This is a genomic window from Porphyromonas uenonis 60-3, from assembly GCF_000174775.1.
Classification (GTDB): domain Bacteria; phylum Bacteroidota; class Bacteroidia; order Bacteroidales; family Porphyromonadaceae; genus Porphyromonas; species Porphyromonas uenonis_A.
On the sequence record NZ_ACLR01000111.1, the window covers coordinates 36,930 to 57,500 of the forward strand.

The window sequence follows — 20,571 nt, forward strand, 5'->3', positions numbered from 1 at the left end:
CTCTAACCTCTAATGCTTAGCTCTTGAGGATAGGAGCGAGCGCACATTGTCTATGAGCAGACGTACGGCAACGGAGTTGAAGCCTCCCTCGGGAATGATCAAGTCGGCGTAGCGTCGTGAGGGCTCGACAAACTGCTGGTGCATCGGCTTGACCGTCGTGAGGTACTGCTCGATAACTGAGTCGACACTGCGGCCCCGCTCCTTGACGTCGCGCTGTATACGACGGGCCAGGCGCACATCGTCGTCCGTCTGCACGTAGATCTTGACATCCATCAGGTCGCGGAGCTCTTCATTCTCAAAGATCAAGATGCCGTCAATGATCAGCACGCAAGGCGGATCTATGGGGACCGTCTCGGGAATGCGGTTGTGATTGACAAAGGAGTAGACGGGACGCTCCACGCTGTGTCCATCGCAGAGCTGGCTAATCTGCTCGCACATTAGCTTCGTGTCGAAGGCGTCGGGGTGGTCGTAGTTGAGCTTAGCACGTTGCTCCAGAGGTAGCTCATCGTGCGCCTTATAATAGTAGTCGTGGCTGAGGACTACGACATCCTCATCAACAAAGGTCTCTTGCAGACGGCGCACCAAGGTACTCTTGCCAGAAGCGGTACCACCCGCTACGCCTATGATAATCGGTTTGTGCTTCATAGCTTCAGCGAAATAGTCTTATGCGTTTACTATAAATAGGTATCTCCGCGTAGCGCAGCGCTCCATAGTCTCTAGCAAAGAGTCGTACGAAGCCCCCGCTAGCGAGAGCTGTAGGTGAGTTTCCTCAGGGAAAGCGTCTACATCTGCGACCAGCTCGGCAAGCGTCAGCGACACCGTGTGCGATGGCGGTAGCGAAGCTTTCGCCTTGCGACGACAACGTGCCAGACGACGCTGCAGGTTGATGGCAGCCAGTACCAATGGCATGGTCACGCGTCGGCTCCACCAGCTACGTCCCTGATGCTTGAGGTAGAAGAGGCGCATCGCTCCGTAGAAGTTCTCCTCGTAGCGTACCCTATCGGCCGCCTGCTCCGACTCGCCCTTGTAGTGTAGTACTGGCGTGGGGAGGTAGTAGTTATGGTAGCCCGCTCGCTCTATCGTATAGCAGAGATCAATGTCCTCGCCATACATGAAGTAGCGCTCGTCCAGTCCGCCCACCGCTTGATATAGTACCCGTCTCATCATCAGGAAGGCGCCCGTCAACACTGGCACCTGCTGCACTTCGTCGGGCGAGAGATGACCCTGGTAGTAGCCATTGAGCCAAGCAGAGCGAGGTGCCAAGCGATAGAGACGTGTCAAGCGACAGAAGCTATGCCACAGCGTAGGCACGCCCCGCTTGCTCTCGGGGTGCATCACCCCAGACTGGTTAATGAGGCGAGGTCCTATAGCACCCGCCTCGGGATGGGTACGAAGAAAGGCCAAGCAGTACGACAGCGTCGACTCCCCCACTAACGTATCAGGATTGAGCAACAAGAGGTATTCGCCACTTGCCTCGGCAATGGCTTGGTTATTGCCACGAGCAAAGCCTCCATTCGTCGGGCTCTCCAATAGCTTAACCTTAGGCTCCCCGCCAAAAGCTGTGCGGAGACGATCCATCGAGTCATCGCCCGAAGCATTGTCCAGCACGATCACCTCAGTCTCGCCCTCGATCAGACGACAGCTAGCCAGCACCGAGCGAACCGCCTCGATGGTTAGCTGCGGTACCTTGTAGTTGACGAGGATGACCGAGAGGAGCATAGCACTACCCTGCTAGCGCTAGGCAGAGACCACGATGAGGTAGTAGTTCTTCTTGCCTCGCTGTACCAGTAGATAGCGACCAGCGATTAGATCGTCGGTGGTGACTACGCAGTCTTGGTCAGCCACCTTCTCCTTGTTAAGGCTTATGCCGTTCGAATCAATCAGCTTGCGTAGCTCGCCCTTGGACTTAAAGATCGGAGCATGCTCCACCAGTAAGTCTAGCAGCTTGACGCCACCCGCCTGCTCTAGGAGCGTCCGTCCGACGTTGTAGTGTGGCACGCCTGCCATCACCTCCTCGAGTAGCTCTTCGGGCATCTGGCGCAGCTGGTCGTGCGTGTTATTGCCAAAGAGTATCTGTCCAGCCGACATGCTCTGCTCATAATCCTCACGTCCATGAACCATGACCGTGAGCTCCTCTGCGAGCGTATGCTGGAGCAGGCGCTCATGTGGAGCCTGACGATGACGCTCTATGAGCGAATCAATCTCCTCTAGTGGTATGCTGGTAAAGATCTTGACAAAGCGCTCTGCGTCCTCGTCCGAGACGTTGAGCCAGAACTGGCAAAAGGTGTAAGGCGACGTGTAGCGACGATCTAGCCAGACATTGCCCTTCTCCGTCTTGCCAAACTTCGTGCCGTCCGCCTTCTTGATGAGCGGACAAGTCACGCCAAAGGCTTCGCCACCATCGATGCGACGAATCAGCTCCGTGCCAGTCGTAATGTTACCCCACTGATCGGAGCCACCCATCTGCACACGGCAGCCGTACTCACGGTAGAGGTGCAGGTAGTCGTAGCCCTGGAGGAGCTGGTAGGAGAACTCGGTGAAGGAGAGTCCCGCCTCGGCATTCGCCTCAAGACGACGCTTGACGCTATCCTTCGCCATCATATAGTTCACCGTAATATGCTTACCGATGTCTCGGATGAAGTTGAGGAAGCTGTAATCCTTCATCCAGTCGTAGTTGTTGAGCAGCAGCGCCTTATTGGGAGCGTCCGACTCAAAGTCTAGGAAGTGCCCCAGCTGCCGACCGATGCACTCCTGATTGTGTCGGAGCGTGTCCATGTCTAGGAGGTTACGCTCCTGGGACTTCATCGAGGGGTCGCCGATCATACCCGTAGCTCCACCCAGTAGAGCTATCGGCTTGTGCCCAGCACGCTGCAGGTGCCGTAGCATCATCACGCCGACAAGGTGACCGATGTGGAGCGAGTCAGCCGTCGGGTCAAAGCCCACGTAGGCAGTCGTCAGATGCTCTGTGAGTTGCTCTTCGGTGCCTGGCATGATGTTATGAATCATCCCACGCGCCTTCAGTTCGCTAATCAGTGAGGAGTGGCTCATAGTTATTCGTTATCTGTTTCTTAGGTCACAAAGATACGAATTTGCTAGTTAATAGACGTTTCCACCATTGGAACTGAAAGGTTCCTCCGTTGGAACTAAAAAGTTCCAAGAGGGGAACTCTTTTTGGAACTCGTATATACTAGAAAGAGAGTACGATACGATTTCTTCGGCAGACCTCTTCCACACGTCAGCTCCGCTAGGGTTACAGCACGAGCTGCCGAGACATCTTCCTCCCCCCCTCAAGAACGACAACGGGCGGACTCACTACATGGTGAGCCCGCCCGTACTATTATTGTCGATGTTATATCGCTCGGTCTAACGCTATCGCTTCAGGCGTCGTGCCAGTGAAGCAGATGAGCTACCGAAGTCCTCAATAGGACTGAAGCTGAGACCCGTGATAACGGTACCCTCGTCGATCTGAACCATGACGCCCTCCTGCTCGTTGATATAGGTGGGCAGTGAGATAGATCTCTTCTTGTCATAGACAAATCCACGACGCTCCAAGCGATCGATGAGCGATGGAGAGCGGAGTGCCTTGAGATCTGTACAGATGACCATCGCAGCTCCGTAGAGGTTCTCGTCCTTGTCGGCTGGAAGCAGGATAATGGTCGGGAAGTACTTGCTACGTGTCTGTACTCCTGGGAATGGCATATCGTTAGCAAGCATCGGGAGGACCGTAGCCGTGTAGTCTTCCTTGGCATACTTCTTCATGACATCCTCCAGCTTATCCTTTTCAAAGCCAAAGAGTGGCATCGGGAAGTCTACCTCCTCATAAGGTAGAAGTTGCTCTATTTGACTATTGGTGTAGTACTGGATACCTGGACGGAAAGTCTCTTTAGCCTTAGCGTCCTTAGGGATATTCATATCTACATTAGCAATGAGCTTGATGCTCTTGTCGTAGTAGATGGGGTTGCCCTCCTTATCCTTGAGACCTGTGGGCTTGAAGCCTTGAGACCTGAGGTAAGCATCAAGCTGCTCAGGCGTAGGACGGTGGAGCGTGTCGCAAGAGATCTTGCTCTCCTCGAGGAAGTGGTTGGTCTTAAGGTCTAGCCAATAAGTCACTTCCGTGTAAATCTCATGACCCGTCTTGAACTTGAAGACACCCTTGTCAGGCTTGCTCGCCTCAGCATCAAATGTATGTCCCATACGAGCCTCAAAGAGCTGAACCATCTCTAGTGTAGCTCCGTAAGGTAGGAGAGGAGTCCATATACCAGTAGCCTTGTCCTGAAGAGGATCGACGCGTAGCCAGTTGGTCTTCTTGTTGTCATTGTTAGCCCACCAGAAGATAGGCTCGGTCTGCTCGCCATCCACGAGGACGACAGAGGAGACACGGCTACCGCGTGGAGCGCTGACGTAGATCTCCTCCGAAGCCTTAGCCGTGCGGAGACCACTCTTGACGAAGCCGTTGTTGAGCAGATACTCGTCGATGAACTGCTTGGCACTCTCCTGCGAAGCAAACTGTACGCGAGCCACCTGATAGTGACTGCTCTTGTCAAAGTAGTAGACGATCTCTCGTACCGCCTTGGTGTCCTGAGGCGTAGCCGTCAGAGTCATCAGCTCGTTTGAGCGCTCGACCTTGTTGCCACGCTCTTTTTCGATCTGAGCCACCTCATTGAGCGTGATGCCGTAACGCTCGATGGGGAGCATCCACTGCGAGATCTTCTGAGGCTGTTGCGGTTGCTCTGGCGTGTCAGGCTCCGTGATCGAATTACACTCACTACAGCTCGTGAAGGTGCATAGCCCTGCTATCAGGAGCAGGAGGATTGATGTGATTCTTTTCATAGGGAAAACGTTTTATAGTTAAACTTGTTTAGTGTGCATGTCCGCTTACCACGCATCATCAACGCAATAGGGGATCCGCTACAATCTTCTTACGTGACTGTCGCTAGGCAAATATACTTATTATTTTCTTATGACAACTCAACAATCGTAAAACCTTACTCTCGACAGCTGAAGAGTCCGTTGAAACGAATCCCCTCTCTCCTCTAAATCCTAATCTCTAATTTCTCATTCCCGACTTCTTGGGAGGAATGTACGGCTCCATAGAAAGAGGTGGCTATAGAACTTCCTCTGAAGCTTTTTACCTACATTTGTAAGCGTGTTGCGCTTGACACCAAAATGTGCACTGCCCCGCACTTACTAGCATAAGAAGCGAGATACGATATGGACGAGCAACGGATTATCATATACAATAGCGACGACGGGCGTAGTAAGGTCACACTATACGCCCAAGATGGAAGCGTATGGCTGAACCAAAGTCAACTAGCGGAGCTTTTTGACACCTCCAAGCAATCAATCAGCTACCATATAACTAACATCCTGGCAGATAAGGAGCTGGACGCAAATTCAGTTGTCAAAGATTATTTGACAACTGCCTCAGATGGCAAGCAATACAATGTAGCCTTTTACTCCTTGGAAATGATCCTAGCGATAGGCTTTAGGGTCAGGAGTAGACGGGGTACACAGTTTAGACAGTGGGCGATGCGCAATCTGAGGGAGTATATGGTCAAAGGATTTGTCATCGATGATGAGCGACTGAAAAATCCCGATGGTAGACCTGACTACTTTGATGAACTCTTGGAGCGTATCCGAGAGATCCGTGCGAGCGAAAAACGCTTTTACCAAAAGGTGAGAGACCTGCTCGCTCTCAGTAGCGATTATGATGCTAGCGACAAGAAGACACAAATGTTCTTTGCCGAAATACAGAATAAGCTAATCTACGCTGTGACGCATCAGACGGCAGCCGAACTGATACTCTCACGAGCAGATGCTAGCAAGCCTAATATGGCATTGACATCTTGGCAGGGGAATGTAGTGCGGAAGCAAGACATCTTGATCGCAAAGAACTACTTACGCCAAGAGGAGATTGATCAACTCAATAGGCTGACGACACTCTTTCTCGACTCTGCAGAGCTACGGGTCAAGGAGCGGAGAGATCTCACGCTCAACTATTGGCGCAGTAATGTGGATGCATTGCTTCAATTCCAAGGTAAGGATTTGCTTCTCGGCAAGGGAGCTGTAACGCACAAGCAAATGGAGCTACAAGTGCGCAAGGTATATGCACAATTTGACCAGAGGCGTAAGTTAGAGAGTTTGCATGAAGAGGAGCTACGAGAGGCTCAAGAATTAAAGCAACTAGAGGAGAACGTTATAGCACGTACTAAAGAGGATGTGTCAAGTCCGCAACGTGACAACACTTTGAACTAGACTCCCCCCTCTCTCTCGTAAAGATAAAGAACAACTCTGGCTAAGAATAAATCTACGCTCAATCTCACAAGTCAAGGCGCTCACTGAAACGAGTCCCCTCTCACCTCTAATTCCTAATCTCTAATTTCTCATTTCCGACTTCTCGGGAGGAATTTCCAAATAGCTCACGAGGAAACGAAATTTCCCCACGGAACCGGGAAATAAAAGTTCGGAAGAATGAAATGAAACTTCGGAAGAAAGATTTCGAAGTTCCGAAGATTTTTTTTGTTCCTCCGTGGAGGATTCTCGTTTTCTACCGAGGCATTTGCGATTTCCTCGGAGGTGTGCTGTCGGGGGCTTTGAAAGGTATCGGAGTGCATCGAGGGAGTTAGAGATTAGAAATGAGAGATTAGAGGTTAGAGATCGGAGTGTTTCGGAACTATCGGAATGATCGGATTTCTAACCTCTAATATCTAACTTCTAATATCTAGCTTCTAACCTCTAATCTCTAACCTCTAAATTCGTACCTTTGCGGTAGCACCTGCGAGGTCTATCTTTGCGGTGGTGCTTAAACTGCATTTTATCACGAAACAATTATACCTAATATGAAGATTACAAAGGATAGCTACGTAACCTGCGAATACGAGCTCTACACGGGCTCTGGCAAGGAAGAGATCGTCGAGAAGGCAACGCCCGAGGCGCCCCTAGCGCTGATCGTCGGGGCGGGATTCCTACTGGAGGCTTTTGAGAAGCAACTGATGGGACTAGAGGCTGGCGACAAGTTTGACTTTACCCTCACGCCTGAGGAGGCGTATGGTGAGGTCTCTGACGCTTACGTCCTAGAGCTGGAGAAGGAGCTCTTCAAAAACGATAAGGGTGAGTTCCACTCGGACGTCGTCTACGAGGGCAATGCCGTCCCAATGCTGGACAACCAAGGCAATCAGCTGGTTGGTATCGTTGAGAAGGTCGGCGATGACACGGTGACGATGAACTTTAACCACCCCTTGGCTGGTCAGACACTGCACTTCGTTGGGTCTGTCCTAGAGGCGCGTCCGGCTACTGAGGAGGATCGTCAGAGACTGACGGCACAGTTCTCCGGACATGCGGGCGGTTGCTGTGGAGACGACCATGACCACGAGGGGGGCTGCTCTTGCTGCAGTGGCTGCCACTAAGCCATCACTATGAATAGCTTCGGACGCAAGCTGCGACTGACCACCTTTGGGGAGTCGCACGGAGTCGCATTGGGGGGTGTCCTCGATGGTATGCCTGCAGGCTTCCTGATAGATAGGGAGGCTGTGCAACGCTTTGTCGACTTGCGTCGTCCAGGCTATTCACGATCTACGACAAAACGCCGAGAGCCAGACGAAGTGGTCTGGCTCTCAGGCTTGACTGACGAGGGGCGGACGCTGGGTAGTCCGATAGCCTTCGTGATACAAAACAAAGATGCTCGCTCGCAGGACTACGCCACCGCTACGAGCTTGGGCGGAAAGCCCTTTAGAGCAAATCATGCCGACCTGACTTACTGGCTCAAGTATGGTCTAGAGCCTCAGCCTGGTGGCGGTCGGTCAAGTGGTCGCGAGACGGTCGCTCGTGTGGTGGCGGGAGCCGTTGCTCAGCAATGGTTAGAGCAGGTGTGGGGAGTCACGGTGCAAGCTTTCATACAACAAGTGGGCGCTCTGTCGCTAGCTGGCGACTACACGACTTATCCGCTAGAACATACTTATGACCGCCTCTGCTACTGCCCCGATGCGACACTAGATGAGGAGATAGCAGCCTACCTGACTAAGGTACGAACCGACCGAGATAGCGTGGGCGGTGTCGTGGGCTGCGTGGTACGTGGTATGCCGGCTGGCGTGGGCGAGCCGATCTTTGACCGCATACCAGCCCTGCTGAGTTATGCCGTGATGAGCATTCCGGGGAGTCGCGCCTTTGCCTTTGGGGATGGCTTTGACCTAGCGGGACTGCGGGGTAGCGCCGTGCTTGACGAATTGCTCGCGATGAGCGATGAGGGCACAGTAACCTTCGGAAGTAATCACAATGGCGGGGCACTCGGCGGGATTACGACGGGACAAGACTTGAACCTGAGCGTAGCGTTTAAGCCGACCCCAACGATAGCCCGTCCGCAACAGACGCTCACGACTGAGGGCGAGTGCGTGACACTCACCTTCACGGGGCGTCACGACCCGTGTATAGCACTGCGGGCGGTGCCTGTCGTGCAGTCAATGGTGGCGCTGACTCTGGCGGATCTATTGGTCGCTCTCGGCGATTAGCTGCTGGGCAACTTGCGTCGCCTGCGTGATGCGGTTCGCCATACCGATGCCGTCTCGACAATTGCCCGCAATGATGAGTCCAGGGTAACGACGCTCTATCTCAGCAATAGCAGCGCAGCGCTTCTCACTATCGGCACCGTACTGCGGGATCGCATGGCGGTGGCGCGAGATATGCACCATGTCGGGGGCGATGCGTGGATCGATGCGGAGCACTTTGTAAAGGTCTCGGAGCGCGAGCGCACGTACCGTTTCATCGTCCTGATCGATCAAGTCGGGGTAGCGCGTCCCGCCCATGAAGATGCTGTAGAGAACTCCTTCGGCAGTCGGGGTGCGGTCAGCAAAGCAGTCCGACGGGAAGAGAACACCGAGGATATCCACTGGCTCTGACGAAGGCATGAGCGCACCGAAGCCACGATAGTTGCTGACCTTACGGTCAAAGCCGACAGCTACCTCCACGATCGGCGCATAGTAGAGACTGGTAATGGGAGATAAGAGTTCGTCGGGGAGCGTCTCTCCGAGGAAGCTCGCCAAGGTGTGTGCGCCTACGGTAGAGACCACACGCTCGGCTGGAACTTCGTGGAGCTCTCCACCTTGCTGGTAAGTAACGAGCCAGTCGCCCGCTGCCCCCTGTCGGACCGATGTGACGGAGGCGCCAGTGCGGATATTGTCTGGGCCGATCTGCTCGACCATTTCGTGGATCATCGTCTCCAGTCCGTGCTGGGCTGAGTAGACCTCTTTGGTAGCTAGGCGATCACGGTCGCTCTTGGGCTCTTTGGCTTTTGCCATAGCTCCACGAATGAAGCTCCCGTACTCCTGCTCTAGGTTGTAAAGCTTGGGGAGTGCGTGGCGGGTCTCCAGCTTCATCGGATCACCAGCGTAGATGCCCCCTATGAAGGGGTCGACGGCATACTGCAGGAAGCTCTTGCCGAGGCGACGACGAGCCAGGGAGCCGACAGATTCGTAGGGATCGTTGCCTTTCTTGCGCCACGGCTCGCCTAGCAAACGGAACTTATCGCCCAGCGTGAAGAGCGGTGTCGTGAGCCCGCTCCAAGGTCCCGAGGGGAGGCGGTGAAGCTTTCCTTTCTTATAAATGTATCGGCAGTTGCCCTCTGGCGTGGCGGCTTCGTAGCCTGAGGGGAGAAGGGCAAAGAGCTCGGCAACTTCGGGGAAAGAGATCGCCCCTGTGTTAGGTCCCGTCTCAAAGGTGTAGCCTCCTTCCCGCAAAGTGCGGATTTGTCCACCAGCCCGCTCCGCCTCCTCGAGGACGAGGATGGGCAATCCTGCTTTCCGTAGGTAGAGTGCCGTGGTGAGACCTGTGATACCGGCACCGATGACTATCGTTTGTTTCATACTGAGTGACTGTTATCGTGATTGTCTAGCGACCATCTCCTGGACGACCGTGAGCAGGCCAGCGGTGAGGCGGGAGAGATCGTCGGGCTGGATGATGTATGGGGGCATGATGTAGCAGAGCCGGCCGAAGGGGCGTACCCATATGCCGAGCTCTACGAAGCGGCGCTGCATGAAGGCCATATCGACTGGCTCGTCTAGTTCGATCACGCCGATAGTGCCGAGGACGCGCACCTCGGTGACCCCAGCGAAAGCGCTGGCGGGTGCTAGCTCTTGCTTCAGTTGTGCCTCGATCCGGGCGACACGCTCTAGCGTTGGCTCCCTCTGCAGGAGCTGCAGGCTGGCGAGGGCGACGGAGCAGGCCAGGGGGTTGGCCATAAAGGTGGGACCGTGCATGAAGCAACCTGCCTCGCCACGGCAAACGGTCTCAGCGACACGCTGCGTCGTAACGATGGCGGAGAGGGTCATATAGCCTCCCGTGAGTGCCTTGCCGAGGGTGACGATGTCGGGCAGGACGCCCGCATGCTCCATCGCAAACATACGACCCGTACGTCCGAATCCTGTGGCTATCTCGTCAAAGATGAGCAACACGCCGTACTGATCGCACAGCTTGCGCGCCTCTACGAGGTAGTTAGGATGGTAAAAGTACATACCGCCAGCGCCCTGCACGATAGGCTCTAGGATGAGCGCTGCGATCTGCTCGCCGTGCTGAGCGAGCACTTGGCGGAGTGGCTCCATAGCATCGTCGCGCCACGGCTCGCCCCACTTGACGGAGGGCGGTGCGAGGAAGTGTTGCTGCGGCAGTGCCGTGCCGAAGATACTGTGCATCCCGGTGACGGGGTCGCAGACACTCATGGCGTGCCACGTGTCGCCGTGGTAGCCTCGACGAATGGTGACGAAGTGGTCACGCTGCGTCTCCCCGAGCGACTGCTGATACTGGATCGCCATCTTGAGCGCTACCTCGACAGCGACCGAACCACTGTCGGCGTAGAAGATCCAATCGAACCCTTCGGGGAGCATCTTCAGGAGCTCCTCTCCTAGAGCTATGGCAGGTTGATGCGTTAGCCCGCCAAACATGACGTGGCTCATCTTCCCGATCTGCGTCTCCACGGCAGCATTGAGCGCAGGGTGATTGTACCCATGCACAGCGCACCACCAGGAGCTCATGCCGTCAATCAGCTCTGTGCCGTCGGCTAGGTAGATGCGCACCCCCTCGGCGTGCGATACGGGGTAGACTGGTAGCGGATTTTCCGTAGAAGTGTAGGGATGCCACAGGTGCTTGCGGTCCCACGCTAAGGCTTGCTGGACTGTTGGATCGTATGGCTTCATAGGTTAAGCGGTTTCTTCGGTACGCCAGTCCTTTTCATTGGTATTGCGGTAGCCCATCTCGGCGATGAGCTGCATATCTTCGCGAGCTTGCATGCCACTGGTTGTCAGCATGTCGCCTGTGATGGCACTATTGATGCCGATGTACATAGCTTGTCGCATCACCTCTGGCGAAAGCCTCAGCCGTCCTCCACTAAAGCGCAGGAAAGCTGTCGGATTGATCAGGCGAAAGAGTGCTACCGTGCGCAGGTACTCCTCGTCTGTCAGGCGAGGCTCCTTGGCGAGTGGCGTGCCAGCGATCGGCTGGAGTATGTTGATTGGTATAGAGCGTATGGCGAGCGAACGTAGATAGCAGGCGAACTCGATGCGCTGTGCCATCGTCTCGCCCATGCCGATGATACCTCCCGAGCAAACCTGCAGTCCTACCTCCCGAGCCCAGCGAATGGTCTGCTCTTTCTCCACCTGCGTGTGAGTCGTGCAGAGCTTGGGGAAGTGTGACGGAGCGCTCTCCATATTACAGTGATAGGTGGTGACGCCCGCCTCGTGAAGGCGTCGGAGTTGCTCCTTCGTCAGTAGTCCCATAGAGGCGCAAAGCTTGATATCGCTCGCCTGACGCATCGCCTCGTAGTGCTGAGCGATACGCTCTATCTCCCGATCACTCTGCCCTCGTCCACTAGCCACGAGTGCTATGCGCCCGATGCCCGCCTGGCGATTGGCGCGTGACTCTGCCACGCACGGCTCGACATCCAGCAGCGGGTAGGCCTCCGCCTGCGTATGGTAGTGAGCACTCTGAGCGCACCAGTGACAGTCCTCCGAGCAATGCCCGCTCTTGACATTGATGATCGAGCAAGTGTCGAAGGCGTCTCCCATACAGTGGCGCGTCACACGGTGCGCCGCCTCATAGAGCGCCTCCGAGTCGGCCTGCTGCGCCAAGTCCAGCGCTTCTTCCTGGGTCACCTCCACAGGTTCTGAAGAGCAGAGAGAGGTAACGATGTCTGATAAAGGTCTCATGAGCATTCTATTAAAGGTCTATAATCGAATGGACGCATCGCCCACCCCTTGCTTAGCAAAGGAGTCTGCGATACGTCCATCGTTATTGGTGGAGAATTGATACAGTCTTTTGTTGGAGACTATTATCTCATAGTACAGTCTCCTTAGTCTGCAGTAGCGCGTTCGAGGCGCTTCATGACAGCAAATATAAAGGCAGCTGAGAGGAGACAGCAGATGATTAGCACGCCCCAGAACCAGCCCATAGGCATCTTGTCCCAGAGAGAGCCCATCACGCCGACAAGCAGGTTACCTATAGCGGTTGCTGCGAGCCATCCACCCTGCATAAGACCAGCGTACTGTGGAGGAGCTACCTTAGAGACGAAGGAGAGACCCATCGGGCTAAGGAAGAGCTCAGCAAGTGTCAGCACGAAGTAAGTACCGATCAGCCAATTAGGTGATACGAGCGTATCACTGGTACCATGGATATGAGCAGGAGCGGGTAGTGCGTACATGATCGTTGGGATCAGTAGCACGCAGAATCCGACAGCTGCTAGGAGCATACCGATACCGATCTTGCGAGGAGCTGAGGGCTCCTTACCACGATTGGCCAGGTAACCAAAGAGTCCTACCGTGACAGGAGTTAGCAGGATGATGAAGAATGGATTGAACTGCTGGAAGATCTGAGGTGTAATGTTTCTCAGAGCATCAGCGATAGGCTTGATGTCTATAAAGTATCCACCAGCGAGACCAGCGATACCTAACACGACGAGGATTAAGCCTGTCTTGACATTCTTCTTACCGCCCAGTAGCCCGAAGGTAGAGAGGTAGATACCATACATGAAGCAGATGAAAGGTATCAGCATCAGTAGACTAAACGGCATATAGCCCGCAGCGTCTACACGTGATACGGTATAGTCTCGTGCGAAGAAGGTCATCGTCAAACCGTTCTGATGGAAAGCCATCCAGAAGAAGATCACAACGAAGAAGACCAGTCCTAGTGCGATGAGACGCTCCTTAACCTCAGCCTTAGACATCTCGACGACATGCGCTGAGCTGTCGCCCTGTGCTGCCATAGCCTTAGCTTGCTTGACGGTTACGTCTGCTGCCTTCCAGGTCTTACGACAGAGTACGAAGATCAAGATAGATATGATCAAGCTGATACAAGCCACAAAGAACGAGAGACTATAAGACTGTGACAAGGTCGTCGACACATAGTGCTCACCGAAGGCACGCTCGAAGCTTAACTCTTGAGCTGCTTCACCTCTGTCTTTACGCTCCGCATTGAGTTTATTGTTTAGATCAGCCGTCCACTCAGCTGGGATCTGCAGCATAGCCACGCGCTCATTAATAGCAAATTTGGCCGGCTCGTCCTTTGCATTGCGACTGATGAGGATCTCATGGTCGGCATCCGTGATCTGAAGTTGAGGATCACTCACTAGCCCAGCTTTAGTATACTGGCGGAGAGCTGCTATACGTAGGTCGTGAAGAACTTGCGCCTCGTCTTCGGGGAACATGACGCCAGCCTTCTTCTTAGCAGCTGTAACCTTTTGACTCTGCTCTTCAGCCGTCAGCTGAGCATACTCAGGGTGCTTAGCTTGTAGCTCTGCGATAAAGGCATCGGCATCGACTGTCTCATCGTTGAGCTTATTGTAGTTTGCGGGAATGGTTGCATCGTAGAAGTAGTTCTCCTTAGCTAGTACATTGTTCGTAATCCAGTTACCCATGCTAGGAGCAAAGAAGGCACCAATATTGATGAACATGTAGAAGATGGAGAACGCCATATCACGTCCTTTAGAGAACCGAGGGTCATCATATATCTTACCCACGAGTGCCTGTAGGTTACCCTTAAAGAGTCCCGTACCAGCAGCAATCAGGAAGAGGGATAAGAGCATGATCGTGATACCCGCACTCCCAGAGCCAAAAGGTAGCCCCAGGAGTAGGTAACCAGCGAACATGATCGTGACACCAGCAAAGATGGTCTTACCATATCCGAGCCATTTATCAGCTATGATACCACCGAAGATTGGAAGGAAGTAGACAAGCGCTAGGAAGGTACCATATAGCATACTAGTCGTTGCCGAGGAGAAGCCGAACTTCGCCTGTAGGTAGAGCGTCAATATGGCTAGCATCGTATAGTAGCCGAAACGCTCTCCCATGTTCGTTAGGGCTAATACGATAAGCCCCTTGGGGTGTTTATTTTCCATATGAATGGTTCGTTTATAGATTAGTATTTTTCAAGTTATTCATTGCCGAGGTAGCTCGATCAGCTCGATAGAGCCACTCGTGAGGTCGAAGTAGATCGTGTAGGGGAGCTGTCCTAGCTTGTCTGCGCCTAGCTTGTGCTCTAGGAGTGCTGGGCGTCCCCACTGCGCTACCGAGAGCTCTAGCGTGATCGCCTGACTGCGCTCGGGGAGCTGTAGAGAGACACGTGCTCGCCCTGGCTCAATGTAGCGGAGAGCCTTACTCTTGATCAACTTGTGTAGCTCCGATTCGCTCAGTGGCGCAGGGCGCTTCAGCGCTTTAACATCTATATAGATAGGAGCTCCGGAGAGATCCTCCTTGTCGACCAAACCATACTGCGGAGCGAAGCGAGCCACCACCTGCTGCGTGGCTGGCTCCGTGATCGGCACATCTACCACCTCCTCATAGTATCGTCTCGTAGTACGACCTGCGAAGAGCGCTTGCAGTGCTGCCAACTCCTTGTCGAGCCCGTCTAGGACCATCTTGAGCGCTGGGCCATCGCATGGCATCGTCTCGACTTGACCCGATAGTAGCTCCACACGTCGCTCCCGTAGCTCGAAGAGCCTATTTGCCGCCACCTCCGCCTGCTTGGCACGTGAGGTCGCTAGGGCATACTCTTGAGGCAAAGCTTGGCTAGCCTCCTGACTGGCCACCGCCTTAGGGTAGTCAGCTAGGTAGTCGGTTGTAGCGGGCTGGTACGCCTTGCCGTGGAGAGAATAAAGCAATCCATCGGGTGTCAGAGAGGCCAACTGCTCGACGGAAGGCAGCGCTACCGACTCAATCAGGAAGCCCTGCGCCTTATCCGGGACACCGTGAGCGTGCATTGCGACACGCTCTATCTGGTAGCGCGTCGCAGGCTGCGTCGGATAGTTCTCCCCCAAGTAGCGAGAGGCGTAAGCGACTAGAGGACCTGGCTCAAACTGTTCCTCCGAGAGGACAAAGTGTATGCGTAGTTGTGTCTTCGGTAGATAGTAAACGACCCCGCTCGTAGGCTGATCGTCAGCCACGTACGGAGTCACAGTCGCCTGACGACTAGCGCAGCTCGTGAGCCACACCATCGTCATCGCAAGCGCCCATAAAGTTAGTCGGCTAGGGGTCTTATGTCTGTGCATGATCTACCAATGAAAAATAGACTTGCGACAAAGATACGAAAAAGAAGTTAGAGCTTAGAAATTAGGGGTTAGAGATTAGAAGCTAGAGGTTAGAGATTAGTAATTAGAGGTTAGAAATCCGATCCTCCCGACAGTTCCGAAACACTCCGATCTCTAACCTCTAATCTCTCATTTCTAATCTCTAACTCCCTCGAGGCACTCCGATACCCTTTGAAGCCCTTGACACCACACCTCCGAGGAAATCGAAAATCTCTCAGTGGGGATTTCGGAATATCCATGGAGGAACAAAAAAAATCTTCGGAACTTTGATTTGCTTCTTCCGAAGTTTCATTTCATTCTTCCGAACTTTTATTTCGGCCCTCCGTGGAGAATTTTCGTTTGCTCGCTGGAGATTTTCAATTTCCTCAGGAGGAAGCCTGAGCTCATCGGAGGATTCGGAGGGTGTCTGAGGAGGTGAGAGAGACCTATTGCCTGCGAGTCACTCGTTCTATCGTTTGGCTTTGTGAGGAGGTAGGATGGAGGATTGATTTATACCAATGTTTTTTATACTTTTGTGTGAATAAATCATCTAAAGATACAAGCCCTATGACACAACGACTACACTATCTACTACTCGTGCTGACCGCCCTCCTACTCGGTCAGGCTGTCTGCGCCGCTCAGGCTCCAGCTGAGGGCGCTCAGATCGAGCTAATCGTACCTAAGGGTACGCAGTATGTCAACTTTGAGGTGAGCTACCTCGATGGTGCCAAGGCGAGCGACATCGACTTCGGCGATGGCATCGTAAAGCAGTACGAGGGACAAACGCAGCTTATCAATCACAAGTATGCCACTAAGATAACGGAGGAGACGGTTATCAAGATTGATGCCACCAAGCTCACTCAATTATGTAACGCCGAACAAAACTATCGCGATCTAGCTCCAGGTTTCTCAGGCTTTGGCAAGATAGTGGCTCCAGAGCTACAGGTGCTTCGCCTAGCTCGCAATAACTACACGCTCCGAGACAGTCGCGAGAAGATGATAGATCTCTCTGGCTGTCCTAAGCTCGAAGAGGTCGTCCTCCACAATGTCCCTGGTATCAAGCTACCTACAGAGCATGCAGCGCTTAAGAAGGTGTCCATCATCAGCCCTGCGAATACCTTGGATCGAAACTATGCGATACTCTCTAATAAGCACTTAGACCTATCTGGCTATACCGTACTGAGTGAGGTGAACTTACCGTTTCAACCGAATCTGGAGACGGTCAATCTGACAGGAGCGATCGCCCTGACCAAGCTCATCCTCAATCAGGGTAGCCTATATAAGATCGATGGTATCAAGGAGCTAGCTGCGCTTACTGAGGTCAACCTCTCGGGCAACTACCTCCCCTACTCTTCGCTACCACTCAAGCGTCCTGCGCTAGCCAAATTTGACTACCGGCAAGAGGGTGTACGCCTAGCTCCCGAGTGTGTGGACAAAAACACCATCCATCTAGCCGACATGCTGAATGTAAAAGATGCCGACGGCGTAGCTCAGCCTACTACGATCAAGCAGGTCAAGCAGCTCAACAAGAACGGTCGCACGCTCACGGAGGGACAGGACTACATCCGCAAGGGTAGCGATCTTATCATCCTAAAGAGTGGCTATCTCCTGGGTAAGGACACCTTAGACGCTATCCAACTAAGCATCAAAGCCACCAATGCTTACTACCCCGACTACTATAAGAGCTCAAATGGAGACCCCGAGCTCATACTAGACATAACTCGCGAGGGTGCTGTCTATCCTCAGGAGAAGCAAAAACTTACTTTTACCGCTGGTGAGGGAGGCTTGATCGAGGCTATGGCGGGTGACGCTAAGCTTACCTCAGGTGCCGAGGTAGAGCCTGGCACTCCGCTCACCTTCACCGCTACACCCCATGAGGGATACATCATCACCGAGTGGCGCGTCAACGACAAGGTTCGGATGACTCTAGGGCTTAACAAGAAGCCTGTCACGGATGCTACCATTGAGGTCAATATGTACAGCGAGCCGATGACGGTGACCGTCACCTTTGCCAATGCTGCAGACAACTACCCCGTCACCTTCTCCAAGGAGGGCGAGGGCAATCTGATCGCTACGGTCGAGGGCAAGCAGTTTACGACAGGCACTTTTTTCGCCAAGGGTACGAAGGTGCTCTTTGAGGCGAAAGCTTTCACCAACCACATCGTCAAGGAGTGGCAAGTCAATGGCAAAACCATCCCCGCAGGCGAGGAGCAAGCAAGCTACACGCTGACTGTCGGCAAGAAGAGCGATGTCAAGGTAGTCTTTGCGGTCCACAACGCTATCGATGCGCTTCAAGGCACACGCTATCAGATCGCACAGACGGCTCAGACACTCACCGTGCTGGGTGCCACAGCAGGCGAGACAATCCGTCTCTACACGCTCACAGGTACACCCATAGCTACGGCAACGGGAGATGCAACGCTCACCATCTCACAGCTCCCCGCTGGCATCTACCTCCTACAGATCGGCAACGACTGGGTTAAGGTGACGCTCTAGCCCAACACTTAAAAAGTCTCAGGGGGCGAGGATTCAGATATTTATTGTACCTTTGCCCCCCGAAGCTTGTCTCCTCGAGTGTGAGCAGCTCACCGATTGCTACTTGATCGGGACAAGCCCTTGCGGTATCCACGTGGTGCTAGACGATAGCCTAGATCTTCGCTAGCCCTCTGTCCACTAGGTGGAAGGAGAGCCACGCTCCTGCAAGATTATTAACTACTTAAACGCATCAAAGCAATGAAAAAGGATCTACATCCTGAGAATTACCGTCCAGTGGCATTCAAAGATATGTCCAACGACGAAGTCTTCATCACGAAGAGCACAGCCAACGCAAAGGAGACTATCGAGATCGATGGCGAGACCTACCCACTCATCAAGATAGAGATCTCCAACACGTCTCACCCCTTCTACACGGGCAAGGCTAAGCTCGTCGATACAGCAGGACGTGTTGATAAGTTCATGAGCCGCTACGGCAATCGTGGTAAGAAGGCTGACAAGTAAGCCACACATCTAGGTCTGAGTGCGCCGTCTGCGCCTCTTGACCAGTCCCAAATTACAAAGCACGCTACACACCCTCATCGGTGCGTAGCGTGCTTTCTACATATAATAATAGTGTCGCTAGAACATGTCATCTGTCCCGCTTTACCTAGTCTACCTACGTCTCAGACAAAGAAAAAAGATGTCTCACTCCAAGTAGGAAGAGACATCTCACTAATCATTAGTTGCGGAGACAGGACTCGAACCTGTGACCTTTGGGTTATGAGCCCAACGAGCTACCACTGCTCCACTCCGCGATCGTTTGTATCCGCAAAGGTACGAAGAATATCTGAGATGACCAAACCTCCGTGCTTTGCAAATGGTGCGCACCAATCATCCGATGAGTCAAGCCATACGCCGTAAGAGCGCATGAATAGTATCAAGTCGGAGAGCGTCCGTCACATCGGAATAAGATCCTTCCCCACTAGCGACACAAGGGGGGGGGGCAAGGCGTAAGTCATATATTTCCTGCTTATTGTCAGGCGGAGCCACTGCGATATAGAGTTGCGAGGGGTGAGTCCCTAGAGGTTTCTACCGAAAATGCGGTAGTCCCAAATAAAATGAGTACTTTTGCACCGATTGTTAGATACTAAAGAGAGATCGTCATGTCAAGAACGATAACTATCAAGCGAGGCTTGGATCTCAAGCTCCAAGGGACTGCGCCTCGCACCCTCCTGTCTACTCCTTCTTCTGGCGAGACATCGACCTATGCGTGGGTCCCTGATGATCTGCCAGGACTAACCCCTAAGATGAAGGTGCATGTGGGAGATCACGTAGAGGCGGGGGATCCGATCCTCTACGACAAGCAGTATCCAGATATATGGGTCACAGCACCAGTCAGTGGCGAGTTGGTCGCCATCAATAGAGGTGCCAAGCGCAAGATCATGAGCGTAGAGATACGCCCCGATGAGACGCAGACGCAGCACACCTTCTCTGTAGATGGACTACTCGAGGGTGATGCCAGCCAACTCAAGACGCTACTCCTACAGTCGGGTCTATGGACGCTCATTCGTCAAAGGCCTTATGACCGTCTCGCAGATCCTGCGATAGCTCCACGAGATATATTTGTCACAGCACATCTGACAGCTCCGCTAGCGCCTGAGATAGACTATCTACTAGAGGGTCGTGAGGAGGAGCTACGTATAGGACTCCGTGCCCTAGCACGACTCACTGAGGGCAAGGTCTATGTGGGTGTAGCTCACGACTGCCCTCTGACACTCCCCGCTGAGGTGGAGGCTGTAGAGGTACGAGGTCCACACCCCGCTGGTAATGTGGGCGTGCTAATAGACCATCTAGCTCCGATCAATAAGGGCGAGACGGTCTGGACGCTCCGTGCTACAGATGTGGTACTCATAGGTCGTCTCTTGATGACGGGGCATGTGGACTACACACGTCGCATTGCCATCACGGGTAGTCACGCCGCTGAGCATGGCTACATGGACCTACTCCCTGGCTGTCGTATAGAGAGCCTCGGCAAGTTGGCTCAGGAGAGCTGCAAGACTCGTGTTATAGCTGGCGATGTGCTGACTGGTACTCAGCTAACGGAGGAGCGACCTTTCCTCCCGATGAGTTGCGACCAGATCACGGTCATCCCTGACGGCTCTGATCGTGACGAGCTACTTGGGTGGGCTATGCCTCGTCTAGGGGACTTTAGCCAGAGCCGTACCTATCTGAGCTGGCTGATGCCTCGCAAGCGCTATACGCTAGACGCTCGTCTCAAGGGTGGCAAGCGTGCGATGATCATGAGTCACGAGCTGCAGAGTGTCTTCCCGCTAGACATTTATGCGGAGTATCTGCTCAAGGCGATTATAGCTTTTGACATTGACAAGATGGAGGAGCTCGGTATCTACGAGGTGGCACCCGAGGACTTCGCCCTGTGCGAGTTCGTCGACACCTCCAAGATGGAGCTACAGCGCATCGTGCGTCAAGGTCTAGACCAACTATATAAGGAGATGAACTAAAAGAGTAGCCTCACGGGGATGGGCGAAAGGTACCGTCGC

Annotated in this window: 15 protein-coding genes and 1 tRNA gene; 6 read left to right on the forward strand and 10 right to left on the reverse strand. The window is 53.6% G+C overall.

The annotated features are described in order from the left end of the window. Positions 1-9: 9 nt before the first annotated feature. From udk to PORUE0001_RS02910, 4 genes are all read right to left on the reverse strand, one after another. A complete protein-coding gene (udk, locus tag PORUE0001_RS02895; RefSeq protein ID WP_007364973.1) occupies positions 10-645 on the reverse strand; it encodes a uridine kinase in 636 nt (211 codons plus the stop codon). 18 nt (positions 646-663) lie between these two features. Continuing rightward, positions 664-1,719 carry a glycosyltransferase family 2 protein gene (locus PORUE0001_RS02900; protein ID WP_007364988.1) on the reverse strand — a complete coding sequence of 352 codons (1,056 nt, stop codon included), beginning with the start codon at positions 1,717-1,719 and terminating at the stop codon, positions 664-666. 18 nt (positions 1,720-1,737) lie between these two features. Further along, positions 1,738-3,048 carry a tyrosine--tRNA ligase gene (tyrS, locus tag PORUE0001_RS02905; RefSeq protein WP_007364969.1) on the reverse strand — a complete coding sequence of 437 codons (1,311 nt, stop codon included), beginning with the start codon at positions 3,046-3,048 and terminating at the stop codon, positions 1,738-1,740. A gap of 321 nt (positions 3,049-3,369) precedes the next feature. Then, positions 3,370-4,830 (reverse strand): hypothetical protein, encoded by a 1,461-nt coding sequence (locus PORUE0001_RS02910; RefSeq protein WP_007364987.1) that lies wholly within the window; start codon positions 4,828-4,830, stop codon positions 3,370-3,372. A gap of 381 nt (positions 4,831-5,211) precedes the next feature. On the opposite strand from PORUE0001_RS02910, the gene PORUE0001_RS02915 reads away from it, so the two are divergent. The 3 genes from PORUE0001_RS02915 (at position 5,212) to aroC (ending at position 8,504) form a co-directional block, all read left to right on the forward strand. Continuing rightward, on the forward strand, positions 5,212-6,255 hold the full coding sequence (locus PORUE0001_RS02915; RefSeq protein ID WP_007364990.1) for a virulence RhuM family protein: 1,044 nt from the start codon (positions 5,212-5,214) through the stop codon (positions 6,253-6,255). A 584-nt stretch (positions 6,256-6,839) separates the two neighbouring features. Then, a complete protein-coding gene (locus tag PORUE0001_RS02920) occupies positions 6,840-7,406 on the forward strand; it encodes a peptidylprolyl isomerase (protein WP_007364993.1) in 567 nt (188 codons plus the stop codon). A 9-nt stretch (positions 7,407-7,415) separates the two neighbouring features. Beyond that, positions 7,416-8,504 carry a chorismate synthase gene (gene aroC / locus PORUE0001_RS02925; protein WP_007364959.1) on the forward strand — a complete coding sequence of 363 codons (1,089 nt, stop codon included), beginning with the start codon at positions 7,416-7,418 and terminating at the stop codon, positions 8,502-8,504. Here the strand turns inward: aroC and hemG are convergent. The 5 genes from hemG to PORUE0001_RS02950 all read right to left on the reverse strand — a co-directional run bounded on the left by hemG (position 8,481) and on the right by PORUE0001_RS02950 (position 15,520). Further along, entirely contained in the window at positions 8,481-9,854 is a 1,374-nt protein-coding gene (gene hemG, locus PORUE0001_RS02930; protein WP_007364981.1) for a protoporphyrinogen oxidase, read from the reverse strand. The two genes, aroC and hemG, sit on opposite strands and share 24 nt — an antisense overlap. Positions 9,855-9,866: 12 nt before the next feature. Continuing rightward, a complete protein-coding gene (gene bioA, locus PORUE0001_RS02935) occupies positions 9,867-11,180 on the reverse strand; it encodes an adenosylmethionine--8-amino-7-oxononanoate transaminase (protein WP_007364976.1) in 1,314 nt (437 codons plus the stop codon). A 3-nt stretch (positions 11,181-11,183) separates the two neighbouring features. Further along, complete coding sequence (gene bioB, locus PORUE0001_RS02940) at positions 11,184-12,188, reverse strand: biotin synthase BioB (RefSeq protein ID WP_039865423.1); 1,005 nt, start codon at positions 12,186-12,188, stop codon at positions 11,184-11,186. 143 nt (positions 12,189-12,331) lie between these two features. Beyond that, entirely contained in the window at positions 12,332-14,371 is a 2,040-nt protein-coding gene (locus PORUE0001_RS02945) for a peptide MFS transporter (protein WP_007364995.1), read from the reverse strand. Between the two features lie 39 nt (positions 14,372-14,410). Further along, complete coding sequence (locus PORUE0001_RS02950) at positions 14,411-15,520, reverse strand: DUF4831 family protein (RefSeq protein WP_232501404.1); 1,110 nt, start codon at positions 15,518-15,520, stop codon at positions 14,411-14,413. Positions 15,521-16,105: 585 nt separating this feature from the next. Between PORUE0001_RS02950 and PORUE0001_RS02955 the strand changes: the two genes are divergently transcribed. Continuing rightward, complete coding sequence (locus PORUE0001_RS02955) at positions 16,106-18,034, forward strand: InlB B-repeat-containing protein (protein WP_007364971.1); 1,929 nt, start codon at positions 16,106-16,108, stop codon at positions 18,032-18,034. A 237-nt stretch (positions 18,035-18,271) separates the two neighbouring features. Further along, on the forward strand, positions 18,272-18,535 hold the full coding sequence (locus PORUE0001_RS02960) for a type B 50S ribosomal protein L31 (protein WP_004330764.1): 264 nt from the start codon (positions 18,272-18,274) through the stop codon (positions 18,533-18,535). A gap of 221 nt (positions 18,536-18,756) precedes the next feature. Here PORUE0001_RS02960 and PORUE0001_RS02965 read toward each other — a convergent pair. After that, a tRNA-Met gene (locus PORUE0001_RS02965) sits at positions 18,757-18,828 on the reverse strand. A gap of 348 nt (positions 18,829-19,176) precedes the next feature. On the opposite strand from PORUE0001_RS02965, the gene PORUE0001_RS02970 reads away from it, so the two are divergent. Continuing rightward, positions 19,177-20,532, forward strand: a complete 1,356-nt coding sequence (locus PORUE0001_RS02970) for a Na(+)-translocating NADH-quinone reductase subunit A (RefSeq protein WP_007364958.1) — start codon at positions 19,177-19,179, stop codon at positions 20,530-20,532. The last annotated feature ends 39 nt before the right edge of the window (positions 20,533-20,571 follow it).